The 19,816-nt window shown below is 39.0% G+C and carries 17 protein-coding genes; all 17 read left to right on the top strand.

Going from position 1 to position 19,816, the window contains the following annotated elements; genetic code table 11:
• Positions 1-234 precede the first annotated feature (234 nt).
• Positions 235-1,395 carry a CoA transferase gene (locus G8782_RS07015; protein ID WP_172370143.1) on the top strand — a complete coding sequence of 387 codons (1,161 nt, stop codon included), beginning with the start codon at positions 235-237 and terminating at the stop codon, positions 1,393-1,395.
• 17 nt (positions 1,396-1,412) lie between these two features.
• Complete coding sequence (locus G8782_RS07010; protein WP_172370142.1) at positions 1,413-2,618, top strand: acyl-CoA dehydrogenase family protein; 1,206 nt, start codon at positions 1,413-1,415, stop codon at positions 2,616-2,618.
• Between the two features lie 90 nt (positions 2,619-2,708).
• Positions 2,709-4,058, top strand: coding sequence for an aminotransferase family protein (locus tag G8782_RS07005; protein ID WP_172370141.1), 1,350 nt, complete (start codon positions 2,709-2,711; stop codon positions 4,056-4,058).
• 31 nt (positions 4,059-4,089) lie between these two features.
• Positions 4,090-5,511, top strand: coding sequence for an APC family permease (locus tag G8782_RS07000; RefSeq protein WP_172370140.1), 1,422 nt, complete (start codon positions 4,090-4,092; stop codon positions 5,509-5,511).
• 44 nt (positions 5,512-5,555) lie between these two features.
• On the top strand, positions 5,556-6,986 hold the full coding sequence (locus G8782_RS06995; protein WP_172370139.1) for an NAD-dependent succinate-semialdehyde dehydrogenase: 1,431 nt from the start codon (positions 5,556-5,558) through the stop codon (positions 6,984-6,986).
• Positions 6,987-7,151: 165 nt separating this feature from the next.
• Positions 7,152-8,789: an amidohydrolase gene (locus G8782_RS06990; RefSeq protein ID WP_172370138.1), complete on the top strand. Its 1,638-nt coding sequence runs from the start codon at positions 7,152-7,154 to the stop codon at positions 8,787-8,789.
• 158 nt (positions 8,790-8,947) lie between these two features.
• Positions 8,948-10,390, top strand: a complete 1,443-nt coding sequence (locus tag G8782_RS06985) for a sodium:solute symporter family protein (RefSeq protein ID WP_172370137.1) — start codon at positions 8,948-8,950, stop codon at positions 10,388-10,390.
• Between the two features lie 7 nt (positions 10,391-10,397).
• Positions 10,398-10,703 carry a hypothetical protein gene (locus tag G8782_RS06980; RefSeq protein ID WP_172370136.1) on the top strand — a complete coding sequence of 102 codons (306 nt, stop codon included), beginning with the start codon at positions 10,398-10,400 and terminating at the stop codon, positions 10,701-10,703.
• Positions 10,704-10,804: 101 nt separating this feature from the next.
• Positions 10,805-12,046, top strand: coding sequence for an ABC transporter substrate-binding protein (locus G8782_RS06975; protein WP_172370135.1), 1,242 nt, complete (start codon positions 10,805-10,807; stop codon positions 12,044-12,046).
• Between the two features lie 84 nt (positions 12,047-12,130).
• The gene (locus tag G8782_RS06970; RefSeq protein ID WP_172370134.1) at positions 12,131-12,868 is read left to right on the top strand and encodes an ABC transporter ATP-binding protein; all 738 of its coding nucleotides are present in this window, start codon (positions 12,131-12,133) and stop codon (positions 12,866-12,868) included.
• Positions 12,861-13,565 (top strand): ABC transporter ATP-binding protein, encoded by a 705-nt coding sequence (locus tag G8782_RS06965; RefSeq protein WP_172370133.1) that lies wholly within the window; start codon positions 12,861-12,863, stop codon positions 13,563-13,565. Before G8782_RS06970 ends, G8782_RS06965 begins: the two co-directional genes overlap by 8 nt.
• Before the next feature lie 17 nt (positions 13,566-13,582).
• Positions 13,583-14,458: a branched-chain amino acid ABC transporter permease gene (locus G8782_RS06960; RefSeq protein ID WP_172370132.1), complete on the top strand. Its 876-nt coding sequence runs from the start codon at positions 13,583-13,585 to the stop codon at positions 14,456-14,458.
• Positions 14,459-14,462: 4 nt separating this feature from the next.
• The gene (locus tag G8782_RS06955) at positions 14,463-15,461 is read left to right on the top strand and encodes a branched-chain amino acid ABC transporter permease (protein ID WP_172370131.1); all 999 of its coding nucleotides are present in this window, start codon (positions 14,463-14,465) and stop codon (positions 15,459-15,461) included.
• Between the two features lie 17 nt (positions 15,462-15,478).
• Positions 15,479-16,765 carry an ArgE/DapE family deacylase gene (locus G8782_RS06950; RefSeq protein WP_172370257.1) on the top strand — a complete coding sequence of 429 codons (1,287 nt, stop codon included), beginning with the start codon at positions 15,479-15,481 and terminating at the stop codon, positions 16,763-16,765.
• 195 nt (positions 16,766-16,960) lie between these two features.
• The gene (locus G8782_RS06945; protein ID WP_172370130.1) at positions 16,961-17,788 is read left to right on the top strand and encodes a carbon-nitrogen hydrolase family protein; all 828 of its coding nucleotides are present in this window, start codon (positions 16,961-16,963) and stop codon (positions 17,786-17,788) included.
• Between the two features lie 375 nt (positions 17,789-18,163).
• Positions 18,164-19,450, top strand: a complete 1,287-nt coding sequence (locus G8782_RS06940; RefSeq protein ID WP_343034990.1) for a M20 family metallo-hydrolase — start codon at positions 18,164-18,166, stop codon at positions 19,448-19,450.
• A 40-nt stretch (positions 19,451-19,490) separates the two neighbouring features.
• On the top strand, positions 19,491-19,703 hold the full coding sequence (locus G8782_RS06935) for a hypothetical protein (protein ID WP_172368871.1): 213 nt from the start codon (positions 19,491-19,493) through the stop codon (positions 19,701-19,703).
• Positions 19,704-19,816 lie beyond the last annotated feature (113 nt).

The following is a 19,816-nucleotide window of genomic DNA, read 5'->3' as shown; positions in this document are numbered from 1 at the left end:
GTTTACAAATTACTATCCATGTACTAGTATAAGAAATAACGAATCATGTTGAAACGTTCAAACGTTCATTGCACATGATCAGCATTAACCGAAAGCCAAAAACTGCCTAGTCTGCTGATAATCCTTTATCGGAACTATCACCACAGATAAAAGCCAGTTCAAATCGACTTACAGAAAAACTGTAGTCTTTTTGAATTGGCTTTTTGTAATTCAATAAAGAGTGGGAGTGAAAATGTGGCTGGAGCACTAAATACGATTAAAGTACTTGATCTGTCAAGGGTTCTAGCGGGTCCCTATTGCACAATGATTTTGGGCGATCTTGGCGCAGAGGTTATTAAAGTAGAAGCGCCTAACGGGAGCGATGAAACCCGCGGATGGGGCCCTCCATTTAAAAATGATGTTAGCGCTTACTATTTGACTGCGAACCGGAACAAGAAATCAATTACGCTTGATTTAAAGACTGAAGAAGGCGTCGAGGTCGTAAAAAAACTCGTGCGTGAAAGTGATGTTGTTATTCACAATTTTAAAACGGGGACGATGGAAAGATTCGGGCTGGGCTACGATACGCTTTATGAACTAAATCCACGTATCGTATATTGTTCGATTACAGGTTTTGGAGAAACTGGTCCAAGCCGCGACATGCCTGGTTATGATTTTATTATCCAAGCAATGAGCGGCCTCATGAGCATCACGGGAACAAAGGAGTCTGGTCCACAAAAATCGGGCGTTGCAATAACAGACATTTTGACCGGCCTGTATGCATGTATTGGGATTCAGGCCGCTTTGCTAGAACGCGTGCGATCGGGGAAAGGACAGAAATTAGATATCGCTTTGTATGATACCGCGGTCAGTGCATTAGTGAATATCGGAAGCAACTATTTGATGTCTGAAGAAATTCCGACCGCGCTTGGCAATGAGCATGCAAATATTGTTCCGTATCAGACATTCAGAACATTTGATGGTGAAATGGTCATTGCGGTGGGAAATGACAACCAGTTTAAAGCACTCTGTCATGTACTTGGCGAATCAGAGATTGCGAAGGATTCCCGATTTAAGACGAATCCGGAACGTGTGAAGTATCGGGAGGAATTAATACCAAAACTTCAAGAGGTTTTTGTGACGAAATCGACAGCGTATTGGCAAGAGAAATGCCGGGAAAATAACATCCCGAGCGGACCGATTCAAAACTTGGAAGAAGTTGTAAATGATGAACAACTTCAATCGCGAAATATGTTCATCACGCACGACCATCCGACAGCGGGGTCCATAAAGATGATAGGCAGTCCTTTGAAGCTTTCTCGGACGCCTGTCGAGATTAAACACCATCCTCCGAATCCGGGGGAGCATCAAGAAGAAATCATGGATTGTATTGGTATGAATAAAACAACACATTAAAAAGGGGAGAACAACTAATGAATTTTTCATTCACAGAAGAACAAACAATGTTGCGCAGCACGGTAAGAGGATTTGTAGATAAGGAAATCATGCCGCATATCGGGCAATGGGATTGCGAGGGAAAATCGGATCCGGCGATTTATAAAAAGCTTGCAGATCTTGGATTAATGGGCGTTTGTATACCAGAAGAATACGGCGGCAGCGGCATGGACTATAATTCACTAGCGATTGTTTGTGAAGAGTTGGAAAGAGGAGATACGGCGTTCCGTACGGCCGTTTCCGTTCATATCGGCTTAAACAGCCTATCAATTTTGCAGTGGGGAAATGAAGAGCAAAAGCAAAAATACTTGGTGCCTCAAGCAAAAGGTGAACAAATTGGAGCTTTTGGATTAACAGAACCCGCAGCCGGGTCTGATGTGGCGGCGCTTCAAACGACTGCCGTGAAAGACGGGGATCATTATATTTTAAATGGCCAAAAGACATGGATTTCGTTATGTGATGTCGCGGATAACTTCCTCGTATTTGCATACACAGGAGACCGTTCCGAAAAGCATAAAGCAATCTCCGCCTTTATCGTAGAACGAACTTGGGAAGGTTTTTCATCCGTTGCGACAAAAGGGAAACTAGGAATCCGTGCCGGAAATACAGGCGAGTTATTTTTTGAAGATGTTAAAGTGCCAAAAGAGAATTTGCTCGGTGAAGAAGGCGAAGGGTTTAAAATTGCAATGGCCTCATTGGATAACGGACGATTCACAGTTGCCGCAGGTGCGGTCGGCCAGATTATGGCGTGCATGGAAGCTAGTGTTGAATATTGTAATGTTCGCAAAACATTCGGAAAAGAAATCGGCAAGCATCAGCTCGTTCAACAAATGCTTGCAAACATGGAAGCAGGTTTCCAAATGAGCAGATTACTCGTTTACCGCGCTGGAACATTGAAAAACGAAGGAAAACGTAATACGAGAGAAACGTCACTCGCAAAGTGGCAAGCATGTGATTTTGCGAATCAAGCAGCAGACGATGCAGTCCAAATCCATGGGGCAAATGGTTATTCAGATGAGTATCCGGTTGAACGTTATTTACGCAACTCGAAGGCGCCGGTTATTTACGAAGGTACACGTGAAATCCATACAATTATGCAGGCGGAGTATGTCATGGGCTATCGTGAGGATAAACAGTTGAACAAGATGTTACCGAGTTGGGGAGAAAAATTGGTTAAATCATAAATTTTTAAAACAGTGTCGTCTGTCGTATTCGTACAGTCGACACTGTGCTTTATAGAATAAACTAGCAATTAAAATTAGGGGGTAATTCATATGGAAAATCTAATTGAATTGGACAAAAAGCATTTTATTCATCCGACTTCATCTATTAAGGAACAACAGGAAAAAGGGGCTAAGTTAATTATTGAAAAGGGAGAGGGCATCTATTTAACGGATAAAAAAGGGAATGTATTCATTGATGCGATGTCGTCCTTATGGAATGTCAATATTGGTCATGGTCGAAAAGAGTTGGGGGAAGCCGCTAAACAGCAAATGGACAAACTGGCGTTTAGTTCCGCCTTTTCAACATTTAGTCATGAACCAATTATTCAATTGGCGAAAAAACTCGCGGACCTTGCTCCGCCAAGTTTAAATGCAACGTTTTTTACATCAGGAGGATCGGAGTCTAATGACTCTGCATTTAAATTAGTTCGCCATTATTGGAAAATCCAAAATCAGCCTAACCGAAATAAAATCGTATCCCTTAAGCGGGGGTACCACGGAGTTGCCGCGGGTTCAACAAGTGCAACTGGAATTCCAGAGTTTTGGGCTATGGCGGGTGACTTGCAAGTAGGGTTTGTCCATGCAGAAACGCCTTATTGGGAAGGAACGAAAGCCTCTATTGAATCAATTCGGGCAGTCATTGAAGCGGAGGGGGCCGAAACGATTGCGGCATTTATCGCTGAACCTATTCAGGGAGCGGGCGGTGTCCTTATTCCTCCGAATGATTACTTTAAAGAAGTCCGGAAATTATGTGATGAATACGGCATTGTATTTATAGCCGATGAAGTCATTACTGGTTTTGGTCGGACAGGATCGATGTTCGGTCTTGATCATTCAGGGATTGAACCGGATATGATGACATTTGCCAAAGGAGTCACGAGCGGTTATATCCCTTTAGGCGGCGTCATCGTATCAGACAAGATTCATAATGTGCTGAAAGAGAAATCAGAAGGGACGTTGTTCCATGGATTTACGTATAGTGGACATCCGACAGCGGCCGCTGTGGCGTTGAAAAATATTGAAATCATTGAGAAAGAAGGACTCGTTGAGAATTCCCGTAAAATGGGCGAGTTGTTACTCAATAAGTTCAAAGAGATGAAAGCGGATTCAACTATTGTAGGAGATGTTCGCGCGGTCGGTCTTCTTGGAGCAGTGGAGCTAGTCGAGGATCCTGAAACAAATAAAAGATTCTCTCCGGACCTAAAGGTAGCGGCGAAAGTGATTGAGGCATTGCATGAACGAGGTGTTATCTGTCGTGCGGTCACTTATGAAGGAACGGATATTATTTGTTTCTCACCTCCGTTAACAATCAACGAAGAACAAATCAAAACACTCGTAGAGAAATTACATGACGCCATTTCATCGGTTGCAAGTGAATTAAGCCTAGTCTTAGAAAGTTAACCATAAGTTCGATTAAACTGGGGGGAACATAATGGAAGATCAGAAACTTTTAAAAGTTTTGGGGAACAGGGATGTTCTTGCATTGGCATTTGGTGCAATGATAGGTTGGGGCTGGGTTGTCACTGCGGGCCTTTGGATAACCGAGGCAGGATCAGTAGGAGCGATTATTGCATTCCTAATCGGTGGTATGATGGTTGTCTTTGTCGGGCTCACTTATGCGGAACTGGCTTCGGCCATTCCGCTTGCTGGGGGCGAGCTATTTTACTCTTTTAAAGCGATGGGAAGGCTTCCTTCCTTTATCACAACCTGGGCGATTGTACTTGGCTATGTATCTGTAGTAGCTTTTGAGGCTGTTGCACTTCCGACTGTTTTTGAATACTTGGCCCCTAATTACAGTCAAGGTTATATGTACACAATTGCAGGCTGGGATGTCAATTTCACTTGGGTAGCGGTAGGTGTAATCGGTTCGATTCTCATCGCTTGGGTTAACTATAGGGGGATTAAGTTAGCAAGTATCCTAACATTTCTTCTTACGTTATTAATTATAATCTCGGGCGTCTTGTTGATTACAGGTAGTTCAATTGCCGGAAACGTCGCGAATATGCAACCGTTGTTTGAAAAAGGCACAGTGGGAATATTAATTGTATTAATCATGACGCCTTTCATGTTTGTTGGATTTGATATCATTCCGCAAGCTGCCGAAGAGATTAATTTACCGCGGAAAAGAATCGGGAAATTACTCATCTTCTCGGTTTTTCTTGCAATTGCTTGGTATATTTCTATCATATTTGGCGTATCGCGAGTTTTGACGCCAACGGAAATAAATAATTCCAATTTAGTTACAGCGGATGCAATGGCGAAAGCTTTCGGTGGTAGTAAAATGATGGGGAATGTACTTGTACTCGGTGGAGTGGGCGGAATATTAACGAGTTGGATTGGTTTCTATGTTGGAGGAAGCCGCGCGATTTATGCGCTTGCAAAAGCTGGAATGCTTCCTAAATCATTAGGAGATTTACATCCGAAATACAATACACCTCATAAAGCAATCCTGTTAATAGCCGTGCTTACTACGATGGCACCATTATTCGGTAGACCGGCGCTCGTTTGGTTGGTTGACGCGGGCGGGCTCGCATTGGTTATTGCTTGGTTTATGGTGGCGGCATCGTTCTTAATACTCCGAAAGAAAGCTCCAGAGATGAAGAGGCCATTCTTGCTTCGTGGAGGCGGCGTAATTGGTTGGGTTGCATTACTCATGTCGATAGGCATCTGTGTATTGTATATGCCAGGTATGCCATCTGCATTAGTTTGGCCGTATGAATGGGTCATCATTATTGTATGGACCATACTGGGTGTAGTGTTGTACAAAGTATCGATGAACAGCACTGGACCTGAAAACTCGGATACGTATATGAATAAGGAGCTAGACCGCATATTTCAAGAAGATGAGGAATGAGTTTCGTAGTTCATTCAAACAAATGAAGTAGGGGTGAATGTCAGATGAAAGATGACTTAATGTATATCAACGGGGAATGGATTGGAAAAGAGCTTGAGAAATTAGAAGTGGTTAATCCGGCGAATGGTCAAGTTGTAGGGACGGTTCCAATCGGTGGGGAAGATGAAGCAAATCAGGCGATTGCTAGCGCGCACGCGGCGTTTCAAACATGGTCTCAAACGACCGCGTACGAGCGGGCGATGTATTTAAAAAGATTGAATGACCTCATTTTGAAAAACCAAGAGGAATTGGCGCAAGTGATGACGCTTGAGATGGGCAAGCCTATTAGAGAGTCAAGAGGAGAGGCGGCTTCATCCGCTACATATATTGAATGGTATGCAGAAGAGGGCAAGAGGATTTACGGGGAAACGGTTCCCTCTCATATTGCCAATAAACGTATGCAAGTATGGAAAAGACCTGTTGGCGTGGTGGCAGCAATCACGCCGTGGAATTTTCCATTAGCTATGTTGACGCGGAAGATGGGCCCTGCATTGGCGGCAGGTTGTACAATTGTTATCAAACCATCGGGGGAGAGTCCCTTAACGGCTGTTAAATTGGTGGAACTATGTGAAGAAGCTGGATTTCCCAAAGGTGTTATTAACTTAGTGACAGGCTCTTCCTCGAAAATAGGAAATGCGATCATGGAGAATGAAAAAGTTCAAAAAGTTACATTTACAGGATCGACGGAAGTCGGCAAACTCTTAATTAGACAAAGTGCTGATCAAGTCAAACGCTTATCAATGGAACTAGGCGGGCATGCACCAATCATTATATTGGATGATGCGAATGTCGACGCCGCAGTAAAAGGTGTACTGGCATCGAAATTTAGAAATGCGGGTCAGACTTGTGTCTGTGGCAATCGAATTTATGTGCAGGCGGGTATCCATGATGTGTTTTTAGAGAAGTTTACAACCGCCGTGGATCAATTAAAAGTAGGAGATGGCACCAATGAGAATGTTGATATTGGTCCATTGATCAATCAAAGCAGTGTGGATAAGGTAGCTGATCAAGTGGCGGATGCGCTATCAAAAGGGGCTACGCTAGTAACTGGTGGAAGAGAGTTAACAGAAGAAGGCGGAACTTTCTATGCGCCAACTGTAATTAGTGGCGTAGATTCATCCATGGTGATCATGCAGGAAGAAACGTTCGGTCCAGTGGCTCCGGTTCAAAAGTTTGAGACAATAGAAGAGGCTATTCGATTAGCGAATGATACGAAGTATGGCTTAGCGGCTTATGTTTTTACTGAAAGTGTTGCTAAAGGTACGTTATTAATTGAACAGCTGAATTTCGGAATTGTCGGTTGGAATGATGGGATGCCATCTGCGGCTCAGGTGCCATTCGGCGGAATGAAGGAAAGTGGCCTAGGAAGAGAAGGCGGTCATGAAGGTTTAGAAGCTTTCTTGGAATCACAATACGTCTCTATTGGAATGGACTAAGGAATAAAAGGTCCAAATCTACGGAGCATTCAGATGCATATGAAAAGGCTGATGTTTTGAAGGAAATACCAGAATGGTTTTAAATAGGTTCAAAAAATGTCAAAGCTATAATTTATTTGGCTTCGATGTAAGCAGGGAGATAGAAGAAAGTGAGGAGAGCCGAAAATGAATAATTTAATTTCAGCAGATTTGATACTTGTAAACTGTAATGTCATTACAATGGACGATAAACTACCAAGTGCTAACTCGATTGCAATTAAAAATGGTGATATTTTGTTGGTAGGAGAAGAGAAAGATGTTTTAACTTTAATAGGAGAACAAACGGAAATTGTTGACCTGGAAGGTAAAACCGTATTACCGGGTTTTATAGAAAGTCATATCCATCCGACAATGTATGGTTTGAATCTATTGAAAATTGATTGCCGGCAGGAGTGCGTTTCATCAATTGATGAAATGATGGAAAAGATTGCAGAAACAGTGAAAAATACTGAGGATGGCGAATGGATTAGGGGGTGGGGGTGGGATGAGAGTAAATTGCTAGAAAAGCGTCAACCTACGCGTTGGGATTTAGATAAAGTTTCCCCGAATCACCCCGTTTATCTTTCTCGAACTTGTAGTCACATGGCTGTTCTAAATACCAAGGCATTGGAATTGAGCGGTATATCAGGTGAAACAGAAAATCCACAAGGTGGCCATATAGAACGTGATCCTGAGTCGGGAGAATGTACGGGATTACTGCAGGAAAAAGCGCAAGGATTGGTAGACCTGCCCGAAGATGATTTTAACGATGTTGTTAAAGGGATGAAATTAGCACAAAATGACTTTGCAAAATGGGGAATAACTACAATTCATGATATGTCGACACAAAGTACCGACATGAGGGTGTATCAGGAACTATTAAAAAGAAATGAATTAAACGTTAGAGTTAGACCTTGGATATGGGCAATTAGTCAAAACGATTGGATCGGACTACTAGATGAAGTTCTATCCTTGGGGATTAAAAGTGGATTCGGAAGCGATATGATAAAAATTCAGGGTATGAAATTTATGCTTGACGGAAGTATAGGCGGTCGGACTGCAGCGGTATCAGTCGCTTATGAGAATGATGATGCGACGGGAATACTTTATAGCGATGTTGAAAGTATCGCTCCTTTTATGGAAAAGGCATTAATGTCCGATCTTAGAGTTGCTATTCATGGGATAGGCGACAGAGCAATAGAAGTTGCTATTTCAGCATTTGAGAAGATAAATGAAAAAAAAGATATCACATCAATGAGAAATCGAATTGAGCATTGTGCGCTTCCAACTGAAGATCATTTAAAAAGAATGAAAAAATTAGAATTAATAGCTGCGTCTTCAATAGGTTTTCTCTACCACATTGGAGATAGCTATATGAAAAATTTAGGTTCCGAAAGAATGAAGAAAGTTTATCCTCATAAGTCGTTCAAAGAACATGGTATTGTCGCTCCAGGAAATTCTGATTTACCCGTTACCGGAGGTAATCCTTGGACAGGTATTTATGCGGCCGTAACTAGGAAAACAATCACTGGTCAAGTTTTGGATAAAACACAAAATATATCTGTAGAGGATGCTTTAAGAGCATATACAGTTGATGCTGCCTATAGTTCCTGTGAAGAGCAAACAATTGGGGTAATAAAGCCGTCGGCAAAAGCCGATTTAATAGTTGTATCACATGATCCTTATAAGTTGGACAAGGAACTGTTAAAGGATATAGAGGTTGAATGTACTTATATGAACGGGAAATTAATTTATTCAAATGAACATAACCTAAGCGTGGTTTGAGGGGACCGGGAAGCTAAAGGGAGCAAAAATCTAGGTTGGAAAATTATTACTCGCTTTATTGTAAAAGATTAATTCGATCTGTTCATACAGTTAACAACAGATATTGTTAACAATTCCAAGTTTCAGAATGAAGGTTTGATAGAAGGGAGGAATATTAAATGTATAATGATCAAGAACGTTTGGTGCTGGGAGTAATAGTTATAGTCTATTTTCTATTTTTATTCGGTGTTTCATTATTTGTTAATAGAAATATAAAGACGTATGACGATTATAATGTTGCTGGAAGATCTGTATCTATTTTCCCTTTAATTTTAACTTTTGTGGGTACTGCAATTGGTGGCGCGACGTTATTGGGCTACATGGGAAATGGCTTCAGCATGGGGATGGGAGAGCAATGGCTCAATATAGGTTTACTGTTTACAGGGGTTCTTCTGGCTTTTTTCTTGGTTAAACGAATTAGGAAACTGGGTGAAGAACATAATATGGTCACTATTGGTGATTTTACAACTTTGCGTTACGGAGAAGGTGCTCGTATACCTACTGTTATTAGCATACTAGTCGCTTATTGTGCGATATCAGGAATGCAATTTGTTGCAATAGCAACAATACTAAATTTAACGATAGGTTTAAGCATGACGATTGGTATTATTGTAAGTTGGATATTACTAACTTTAAAAACTTACTTTGGTGGAATGAAATCAGTAATTTGGCAAGATGCTTTTCATGGAACATTACAAACTCTAGGTATTTTCGCTTTGTTTACCGTAGTTATAATTGCTTCTGGTGGATGGAGTAATATCACTGAAACTGCATTACTCTCTAAATCCGAAGGCCACTTAAGCATCTTTAACATATCAAAGACTGAAGTATTCATTTATCTGTTAACTATAGGGGCTTATCAATTCGTAAGACAGGATCTTTGGCAACGTTTTTGGGCGGCAAAAGATTCAAAAACAGCAGTTAAAGGATATTGGATTTCCATCGTTATTGCTTTTTTAACAGGGGCAGTGGTTATTATAATTGGTGTAGCAGGTAAATACGGTCTGAATTTGGAAAATGTCAATCCAGCTATGATTTATTATGGGATAATAGGTAACGTTTTTCCATTTTCATTAATTATTCTTATGGTTGTAGTACTTTTGGCAACTGTAATTTCAACAGCAGATTCATTTCTAATGGCAGGGGCATCATCTGTAGTCAACGATGTGATTAAGCCGCGTCTTAAAGGGGCTGACAATCAGAGGCTACTTTCATATAGCAGGACTTCAGTCTTAATTGTCTCTGTATTAGCCTTATTCCTTGCGCTTTATATACCTGAATTAGTGAAACTTTGGGTGACGGGAACAGCTATGTTGGTATCTGGGTTACTAGCTCCTGTCTTATTTGGTCTATTTTGGAAAGGGACGTCCCGCAAAGCGGGGGTAATATCCATGTGGATAGGGCTATTGGCTGCGGTGATTTGGCAGATATCAGGGCATCCTTTTGGCTTGCATCCTGTCTTTATTGGTTTACCATTGTCAATCTTAACATTGTTTGCCGTGTCTCTTCTATCAACCCAATCTGAAAAAGATTTATTAGAGTTGGAATTATCGGATAATTGAATTATTAATGACTGAAATGAGAACAGCCGATATACATGTTAATTTAATAGTCTTCTTGGAGCAGTGGGGCTGGTCGCGGATCGCGGATCCTGAAACAAATAAAAGATTTTCTCCGGACCTAAAGGTGGCGGCAAAAGTTATTGAGGCATTGCATGAACGAGGTGTTATCTGTCGTGCGGTCACTTATGAAGGAACGGATATTAGTTGTTTCTCGCCCCCGTTAACGATAAACGAAGAACAAGTCAAAACACTCGTAGAGAAATTACATGATGCCATCACATCGGTTGCAAACAAATTAGAGGTTAAAATTTAATATAGAAATTTAGGATTATTCTATAGTAGTAATTATAACCAAATCCATATATATGCTTTATAACTACGTATTACAAAAAATGGAATCATGGGGGAGTTATTATGAAAAGGAAAATAGCGCCATTTATATTAATTGCATTGTCACTAATTATTGCGGTCGGACTTTCCGCATGTTCTGAAAGTGGAAGAAACGTTGAAGAAATTCGTATCGGGGTTACAGGACCATTGACAGGTGCAACAGCTAATTCAGGGGTTGCTTCGAAACAAGGAATGGAATTGGCGGTAGATGAGTGGAATGAAAAAGGCGGAATAGAAGTAGAAGGTAATAAGTTGCCCATTAAGATGTATTTTGAAGATAATCAAGGAAAACCAGATCAGGGAGTAAGTACTGCGGAAAAACTATTTAATAATGAAGAAGTGGATTTTCTAATTGGTGATGCTTTCGCCAGTTCTGTAACTATGGCAATTATGGATTTAGCAGGTCAATATGAAAAACCAATATTAAGTGGCGAACCTGTAAGTAGTGCAATATCAGATAAGATTACTGAAAACCCAGATAAGTATAAGTACTTTTGGAAAGGAAACGTCGGTAGCGATGCTTATGGGGATAGTGTTTATCAAACAGTTAAAATGTTGGAAGAAAGCGGAGATTTTCAACCTACGGATAAAACAGTTTCTTTTGTTGTAGAAGACACGGACTATGGACGCTCCAATGCCGATGAAGTTGCAAGGTTATTAGAAAATGATGGTTGGAAAGTTGTTGCCTATGAAACAGTGGAGGTTGGTCATACTGAGTTTTATCCTCAATTAACTAAACTTGGTTCCTTGAAACCTGATTTACTGGTCAGTGTTTTTACAGCAGATTCATCAGGAGTAGCTTTAGTGAAACAGATTAATGAAACCAAATTAAAAACACTTCACACCGCGGTTTATTACCCTACTAGACCTGAATTTATTGAAAATGCAAAGGATTCTTCTGAAGGATTGGTTTGGATACCTTTGATGTTCGAACCTTTACTAAGAGAAAGCCAGGTAGATTTTGCCACAGCCATTAAAGAAAAATGGAATGTTGTAGCCACGCCAAATCATGCATTAGGCTATGACACAATGAATAATGCACTTACTTCCATAGCGGAAGCACAGAGCCTTGATTCTGAAAAAATTGTAGAGCAGTTAGCTAAACTTGATCGAGATGGCATTTTGGGTAGATTTGTATTTGACGATAGTAATCACACAATTAAAGCGGGGCCTGAATATATTCCTGTTCCAGCAGTACAAATTCAAGATGGGAAAAACGCTATAATTTGGCCCGAAAATATATCCACATCGAAATATCAGAAATAACCACTTCGAAATAGAATATGCAAATTTAACGTTTTATAAGGAAGGATTAATGTAGTGGTGTTATAGAAGGAGTGTGCGGTTTTTATGACAAATAAAACGATAATCCAAGTTGAAAATCTGAATAAAAGCTTCGGCGGATTGCAAGCGCTTAAGAACGTGAACCTGGATTTGAAGTCGAATGAGATATTGGGGCTAATCGGACCAAATGGAGCGGGTAAAACAACACTATTTAATATTATTTCGGGAAGTATCAGTCCTAATTCGGGCTTAATAATGTTTAAAGGCTCTGATATTAAAAATAAACGCTCGGATCAACGCTGCAAGTTAGGAATCGCTCGTACATTCCAAATAACGAAGCCATTTCAAAACATGACAATTGTCGAAAACGTTACAGTAGGTGCTTATTTTGGAAAGAATAATATAAGCATCTCACAGGCGAGAAAAAAAGCAGAAGAAACTTTGGAACTCCTTGGAATGAAAGAGCTACAATCATTCGAAGCGAATACATTATCTATTGGAAATAGAAAAAAATTAGAATTAGCCAGAGCCCTTGCTACGGATCCACAAATTTTGTTGTTAGACGAGGTTATCGGTGGTTTAACTCCGACGGAAGTTAATGCAATGATTGAAACTATTAAGGAAATTAAAAAGATGGGGATTTCTGTTATTATGATTGAGCACGTAATGAAGGCTGTTACTAGCGTATCGGATCGAATGATAGTTTTAAACTACGGAGAAATTATCGCAAGAGGCACTCCTCAAGAGGTTACTGAGAACCCAATAGTAATAGAGGCTTATCTAGGAGGGGCAAAAAATGCTTAGTGTATTCGAAATTGATGTGTTTTATGGAGAGGTACAAGTAATTCATGGCTTATCAATTGAAATTAAAAAAGGTACAACTACGGCCCTATTAGGTTCAAACGGAGCAGGTAAGTCCACTGTATTAAGGACTTTATCGGGCATTCTTAGACCCGAAAAAGGACAAGTTCTTTTGGGAAATAACAGATTAGATAAAATTGAGCCATCTACCATAGTAACAAAAGGAATTGCTCATGTACCAGAAGGTAGAAGGCTTTTTTCTCAAATGTCAGTAGAAGAGAATTTAATAATGGGTGCATTCGAAAAGAAACTTTGGGCGAATAGAAAAGACAATTTGCAGTATATATATGATTTATTTCCAAGGTTAAAAGAAAGGAGAATGCAGGAGGCGGGTACATTGTCGGGTGGCGAACAACAAATGGTAGCCATAGGACGTGCATTAATGAGCAAGCCTAAAATGTTAATGTTGGATGAACCATCCTTAGGCTTAGCTCCCAAAATAGTCGAATCTATTTTTGAGTTGATTCAGGATTTGAATAAGGAAGGAATTACTATATTGTTAGTCGAACAAAATGCTCAAATCGCCTTGGAAATATCTGATTATTCGTATGTTTTGGAGAACGGACGAATAGCACTTGAAGGCAAGGCTGAAAATTTAATGGATAATATTTATGTGAAACAAGCCTATTTAGGATTATAAGAAAGAAGGTGATACTAATGGACGTAACGATTGTTTTGCAACAAATAATTAACGGAGTTATTGTCGGTTCAATATATGCATTAATGGCTAGTGGTCTATCATTAATATGGGGTACAATGAAAACTTTAAACTTTGCACACGGTGAGTTTTATATGTTGGGCGGTTTTTTCATGTTTATATTAAATGTGCAAGCTGGTCTAAACCCGATATTAGCAGGAGCAATAAGTATACTTTTCATTTTTGTAGTAGGGGTTATTATGCAAAGGCTTGTTATTCATTATCTTATGGATAAACCTGGTTGGGATGTAAGTCCACTAATTGCAACATTTGGAGTGTCAATATTTCTTCAAAACCTTTCACTTAAATTATGGGGAGAGAGGTTTAAAAATATACCATATTATTTAGGGGGAGAGGCTTCATTCTTTGGAATAAATTTGTCTTATCATAGGATATTAATATTGATCATTGCTGTTGTAGTTATTTTCACTTTATGGGCATTCTTAAAGTACAGTAGATTTGGAATGGCCCTTAGAGCAACTTCTCAAGATAGGGATGCTGCAACTATAAATGGAATTAACACTAAAAAAATGTTTATGATCACTTTTGGAATCAGTGCAATTTTAGCAACGGCAGCTGCTATTATGCTATCCCCGATTTATTCTGTTAACCCCTGGATGGGGGAGTCTTTACTACTGAAGGCACTGGCAGTAATTGTAATCGGCGGCCTAGGTAGTTTAGTTGGTGCAATTATTGCAGGCGTAGGCTTAGGTGTACTAGAAGGAGTCGGCATATTGTTCTTCCCTTCCGAATGGCAAAACGTTATAGCCTTTAGCATATTAATTATTGTGCTATGGATTAGGCCGTCGGGACTATTCGGAACGAAGGAGTGGTAGACAAATGGAAACAGTAGCGAAAACAAATAAAGGGAAACGAAGTTTTGTGGCTAGAAAAGAATATTGGTATCAATCAACAAAAGTATTATATAGCGCATCTGCTATAATACTTATTATTTTACCAATGTTTGTAGGAAACTATACTTTACACATTTTAACTTTAACACTTATATTTGCAGTGTTGGCTTTAAGTTGGAACTTGGTCGCGGGTTACTCAGGAATTTTTTCCTTCGGGCATCATGCATTCTTTGGAATAGGTGCATATGTGTCGGCACTTTTGTCAATCAAATACGGACTCTCACCATGGTTTGGCTTAATTATTGGCGGTGGAATAGCAGCAATTTCGGGGATTGTTATTAGTTTACCGGTATTAGGATTAAGGGCCGCACCATATATAGCTATATTGACCTTAGGATTTGCCGAAATTGTTAAATTAATTGTGAGTAATTTGGTTGGTTTGACTAGAGGTGAACTTGGATTAAGTGGAATAGAACCATTTACCAGTATTGGCTCTATTTCGTTTAATTTAGCTCATCGTCTAAATAGTTATTACTTAATATTGGCAGTTATGTGTCTTGTGGTATTTGTTATTTTAAAAGTTATTAGTGGTCCGAGAGGCCTTGCATTGAAATCAATAAGGGAATCACAAGATGCAGCTGAAAGCTTAGGAGTTAATTTAAGAAAAAGTAAACTCTATGTTTTTATGCTTAGTGCTTTCATCGCAGGTGTTGCTGGATCATTTTATGCTCATTACGTACAGGTATTAACCCCTTCATCAGTGTTAGGCGTTGATATAATGATGCAAATCCTTGTAATTACTGTTATTGGGGGATTAGGAACAATATATGGACCGATTATTGGGTCGTTTATTGTAGTAATGGGTTTAGAATACCTTCGATTTTTGGGCGACGATCGTTTAATGATTTATGGGGTAGTTCTTGTACTTGTAATAATATTTATGCCAGAAGGTATCATTAAGAAGGTTTTTCGAAAGGCTAAATAATAAAGGGGGAATGAGACATCGATATTTTAACAGATGTATTTAAACAAATTGATAATGATTGGGAAGAAGAGGTTAAATTCTTACAAAAGCTTGGTTCTTTTCAAAGTGTACTTGGAAAAGAGGCTCCAATACAGGATTTTTTGGCGACAACTTTTTCTGATATGAAATTAGAAACTGACTCTTTCATTCCAGATATAAAAATACTATCAGTCCATCCAGCTTTTTCTTCTGTTGAATGGTCGTATGACGACAGGCCAATTGTGGTCGGAAAATGGAATAGCAGTGGTCCAAAAATTGGGAAGAGCCTAATTCTGCAGGGGCATATTGATGTCGTTAGTCCCGAGCCTACACGATTATGGGATTATGACCCTTGGGGTTCAACTATTGTAGGTAATAAAATGTATGGTAGAGGTATTTGTGATATGAAATCGGGAGTAGCCGCGATGATTTATGCAGTTAAGGCAATAAAAAAGCTAGGAATCGAACTTGGTGCCGATTTGACTTTACAGTCTGTTCACGAGGAGGAGTGTACCGGAAATGGGGCATTAGCTACTCTTTTAAGAGGGTACAAAGCTGACGGTGGGTTGATTCCAGAACCATTTGGTCCTCGGGCTTTACTGTCACAAGTGGGTGTTATTTGGATGAGGGTTACGGTTTCGGGCTCAGGGGCTCATGTGATGAGTGCAAATAAAGCAGTGAATGCCATCGAAAAAGCTTATACACTTATTGAAGCATTACAAATTTATAGGGATAAAATAAATTATGAACAACCGAAGCATGCAGATTTCGAAGATGTTGATCATCCTCTAAATGTAAATATAGGGAAAATTAAAGCAGGCGATTGGACATCGACTGTACCCTCGGAATGTACATTTGAAGTTAGAATTGGTCTTTATCCCGGTCAAAATCCCCAGGATATTAAAGACGAGGCTGAAAAATACTTATTAAAAGCAGCAAAATCAGATCCCTGGTTATCAGATTTCCCCCCTGAAATAACGTTTTATGGATTTCATGCACATGGGGTTTCGCTCAATAAGGAGCAAGAAATATTTAGTTATCTTGAGGAAGCACATAATAAAATTTATAAAGATAAAATGGAATATCTATCAACTACAGCTACAACTGATATTCGTCACTATAACTTACTATATGATATACCAACAACTTGTTATGGACCAACTGGTGGTAATATGCATGCACCTAATGAGTGGATTGACTTATCTAGTGTTAAAGAATGCACGAAGGTATACGCAGCGTTTATCCTTTCCTGGTGCGGGATTAGAAATAGAGTAGATGCATTTTAAAATAAGTAATATGTTTTATTTAACGTTTTTTTACCGACTAGATTCATTCAGTTGACAGTCTACTAAATAGGTTTATAAATTAACAGAGGTATTTTCTTAATTAATGGTGTCTGATTATTGGGTATATAAAATGAAATAAGGAAGATTATTTACAACAATAATAGATTGTGTGTTACTAAGAGGAAGGGTGATTTTATGCGAATCGCAGCTGTTCAACTTAATTCTATAGATAATAAAAAAGAAAATTTGACCAAAGCAATTAAGTATATTCATGAAGCGGCTAAAAATGGAGCAGAGTTGGTTCTCTTGCCTGAATATATGAATTATATGGGGGAAGATCATAATAAACTTTCTAATGCAGAAACTACTTTTGGGGAAACTAGCTCTATTCTAAGCAAAACGGCAAAAGAACTGGGCATATTTATTAATTTAGGTAGTATTCTGGAAAAAACAGAAGAAAATCGTGCGTACAATACCAGCATTTTATTTAATGCCAGTGGAGAAAGAATCGCAACCTACCGGAAAATTCACTTATACGATGCTGAATTTGAAAATAGGTTCACTGAAAAGGAATCAGAAATTATACAACCCGGTAGCAAAGTGGTTACTGCGGATACACCCTTTGGAAAAGTAGGTTTAACAATTTGTTATGATATACGTTTTCCTGAACTTTATCGCTCTCTTGCTTTACATGGCGCAAAAATTATTTTTGTTCCCGCTGCATTCCCATTATATACTGGTGCTCACCATTGGGAAATACTTTTACGGGCAAGAGCGATTGAAAATCAATGCTATATTGTTGCCGCGGGTCAAATAGGTACATCGAAACCGAATAGAACTAATTATGGTAACAGCATGATAGTTGATCCGTGGGGTACAGTCATTGCGCGGGCAACAGAGGAGGAAGGTTATATTATTTCAGATATAAGTATGACTCATCTTGAAAAAATTCGTAGAAACATACCCTGTTTTACTCACCGAAGACCGGAAACCTATCTTTCGGAACTAGTAGTACAACAATAATATTGATATTTCCAAATGATTATTAAAATTATAAAGACCGGAATCAACTAATAAATAGGACTATAAATTGTAGAATCCATCGAGAGAATTGTTATTAAAAATTCGGCAGATAACTTTATGGAATTAGCAACCATAACACAGTGGTAAGAGGTCTTCCCGATTAAATCAGCTACGTTCGGAATTAACGGGAAAAACATATCTAGGGCTTCTTAATGAGTTGAGGTAAGATGGATGCCTATTTTATGCACTGTATTCAGAAGACGATACTTCATCTTTAGCGGACTTGAGTATGTGACTTTAGCTTAGGGAATCCAAAGATTAGGGGGGCATCGATTCTCTATCGCGTTTTTCATAAAAATAATTATGAATTTAGGGGTGGCTAAAATAAAAAAGCAGAATGTACGAATTAATTTTGAGAGATTAAAAAGGACTATTATTAAGAGTTCTCAAATTGGGACTATTCCAGGTGATGGTTTATGTCGCTTAGCTTTAACAGAAGAAGATAAAATTATGCGGGATATTTTTATGGAATGGATGGATGAAGCTGGTTTAAAAGTTAAAATTGATGATTACGGCAACATGTATGGAAGAAGGGAAGGCTTGAGTGACTTACCGCCAGTACTAGTAGGATCACATTTGGATACTCAACCAAACGGGGGAAGATTCGATGGGATTATTGGAGTGTTGGCGGCACTCGAGATTATACGAACACTTAATGACAATAATATAGAGACCTTACGACCAATTGAAATTGTAAATTTTACAAATGAAGAAGGTGCCCGTTTTGAACCTCCGCTTTTAGGTTCAGGAGGAGCAACGGAAACTTTCGATAAAGATTTTATTTATAATCGAAAAGATAGAGAAGGAAAAACTTTTGAAGAAGAGTTAAGTAAAATAGGATATAAAGGGGAAATGAGTAATAGAGTCAAAGATGTCCATGCATTTTTTGAATTACACATTGAACAGGGCCCAGTTCTGGAAAATGAGCAAATATCTATAGGTGCGGTTGAAGGGATTCAAGGAATGACCTGGTTAGAATTAAAGGTTACGGGAGAGTCGGGTCACGCAGGTCCTACACCAATGTCCTTAAGGTGTGATGCACTGATGGCTGTTTCCAAATTAATTGTTCATATTGAAAAGAAGGCAAAATGTTCTGATGCTGATACCAGTGTAACAGTTGGCAGAATGTCTATTAGTCCAAACGTTGTGAATAGCATACCGAAAGAAGTTATATTTTCTTTGGATATACGGAATAAAGATGACGCCGTTAGAGAATTATTAATTGAAGATTTAAGGAAAGAATTACAAGAAATATCTAAAGTAGAAAAAGTTAAACTTGAGATAAAGGATTTATGGGAGGTAAAAGCTTCCTATTTTCATCCTGGTTTAGTTAAACAAGTTGTGAGTTCTGCTAAGGAATGTGGTTATTCAGTTAAAAGAATGGTTAGTGGAGCAGGGCACGACTCGAAATATATTAATCAAATTGCCCCAACTTGTATGATTTTTGTTCCAAGTGTAGGTGGAAGAAGTCACGTTGAAACCGAATTAACTCTAGATGCAGATATAGAAAAGGGTGCAAATGTCTTGCTGCTTAGCGTCTTAGAAATATCAAATAATAAAAAAATAGACGAGTTAAATAAAGAATCTTTGCCCTCTTATTAAGCCATATAGACGAATAGAATTTAATAGAAGAAAAACAAATATGGCTTTTGACTCCTATGAAATCAAGAAATTCATATTTATTTTCATCGGTGCAACGGTAAAGGCTGCGCAATTTACGCGCTTGCAAAAGCTGGAATGCTTCCTAAATCGTTGGGAGAATTGCATCAAGGAAAGTGGCCTAGGAAGAGAAGGCGGTCATGAAGGTTTAGAAGCTATCTTGGAATCACAATATGTCTCTATTGGAATGGATTAAGGAACTTTGGTTATATAAATAAGGCATCAAGATAGTAATCAGCAAACATTGCCCTCTCGAAAGCGAGAGGGCAATGTTTTAAATTAATAATTGTAAGCTTTCGTTAACTAGTG

Source organism: Sporosarcina jiandibaonis (genome assembly GCF_013184495.1).
Classification (GTDB): domain Bacteria; phylum Bacillota; class Bacilli; order Bacillales_A; family Planococcaceae; genus Sporosarcina; species Sporosarcina jiandibaonis.
Note: the sequence above shows the minus strand (reverse complement) of the source record. Positions and strands in the feature narration are given on the sequence as shown.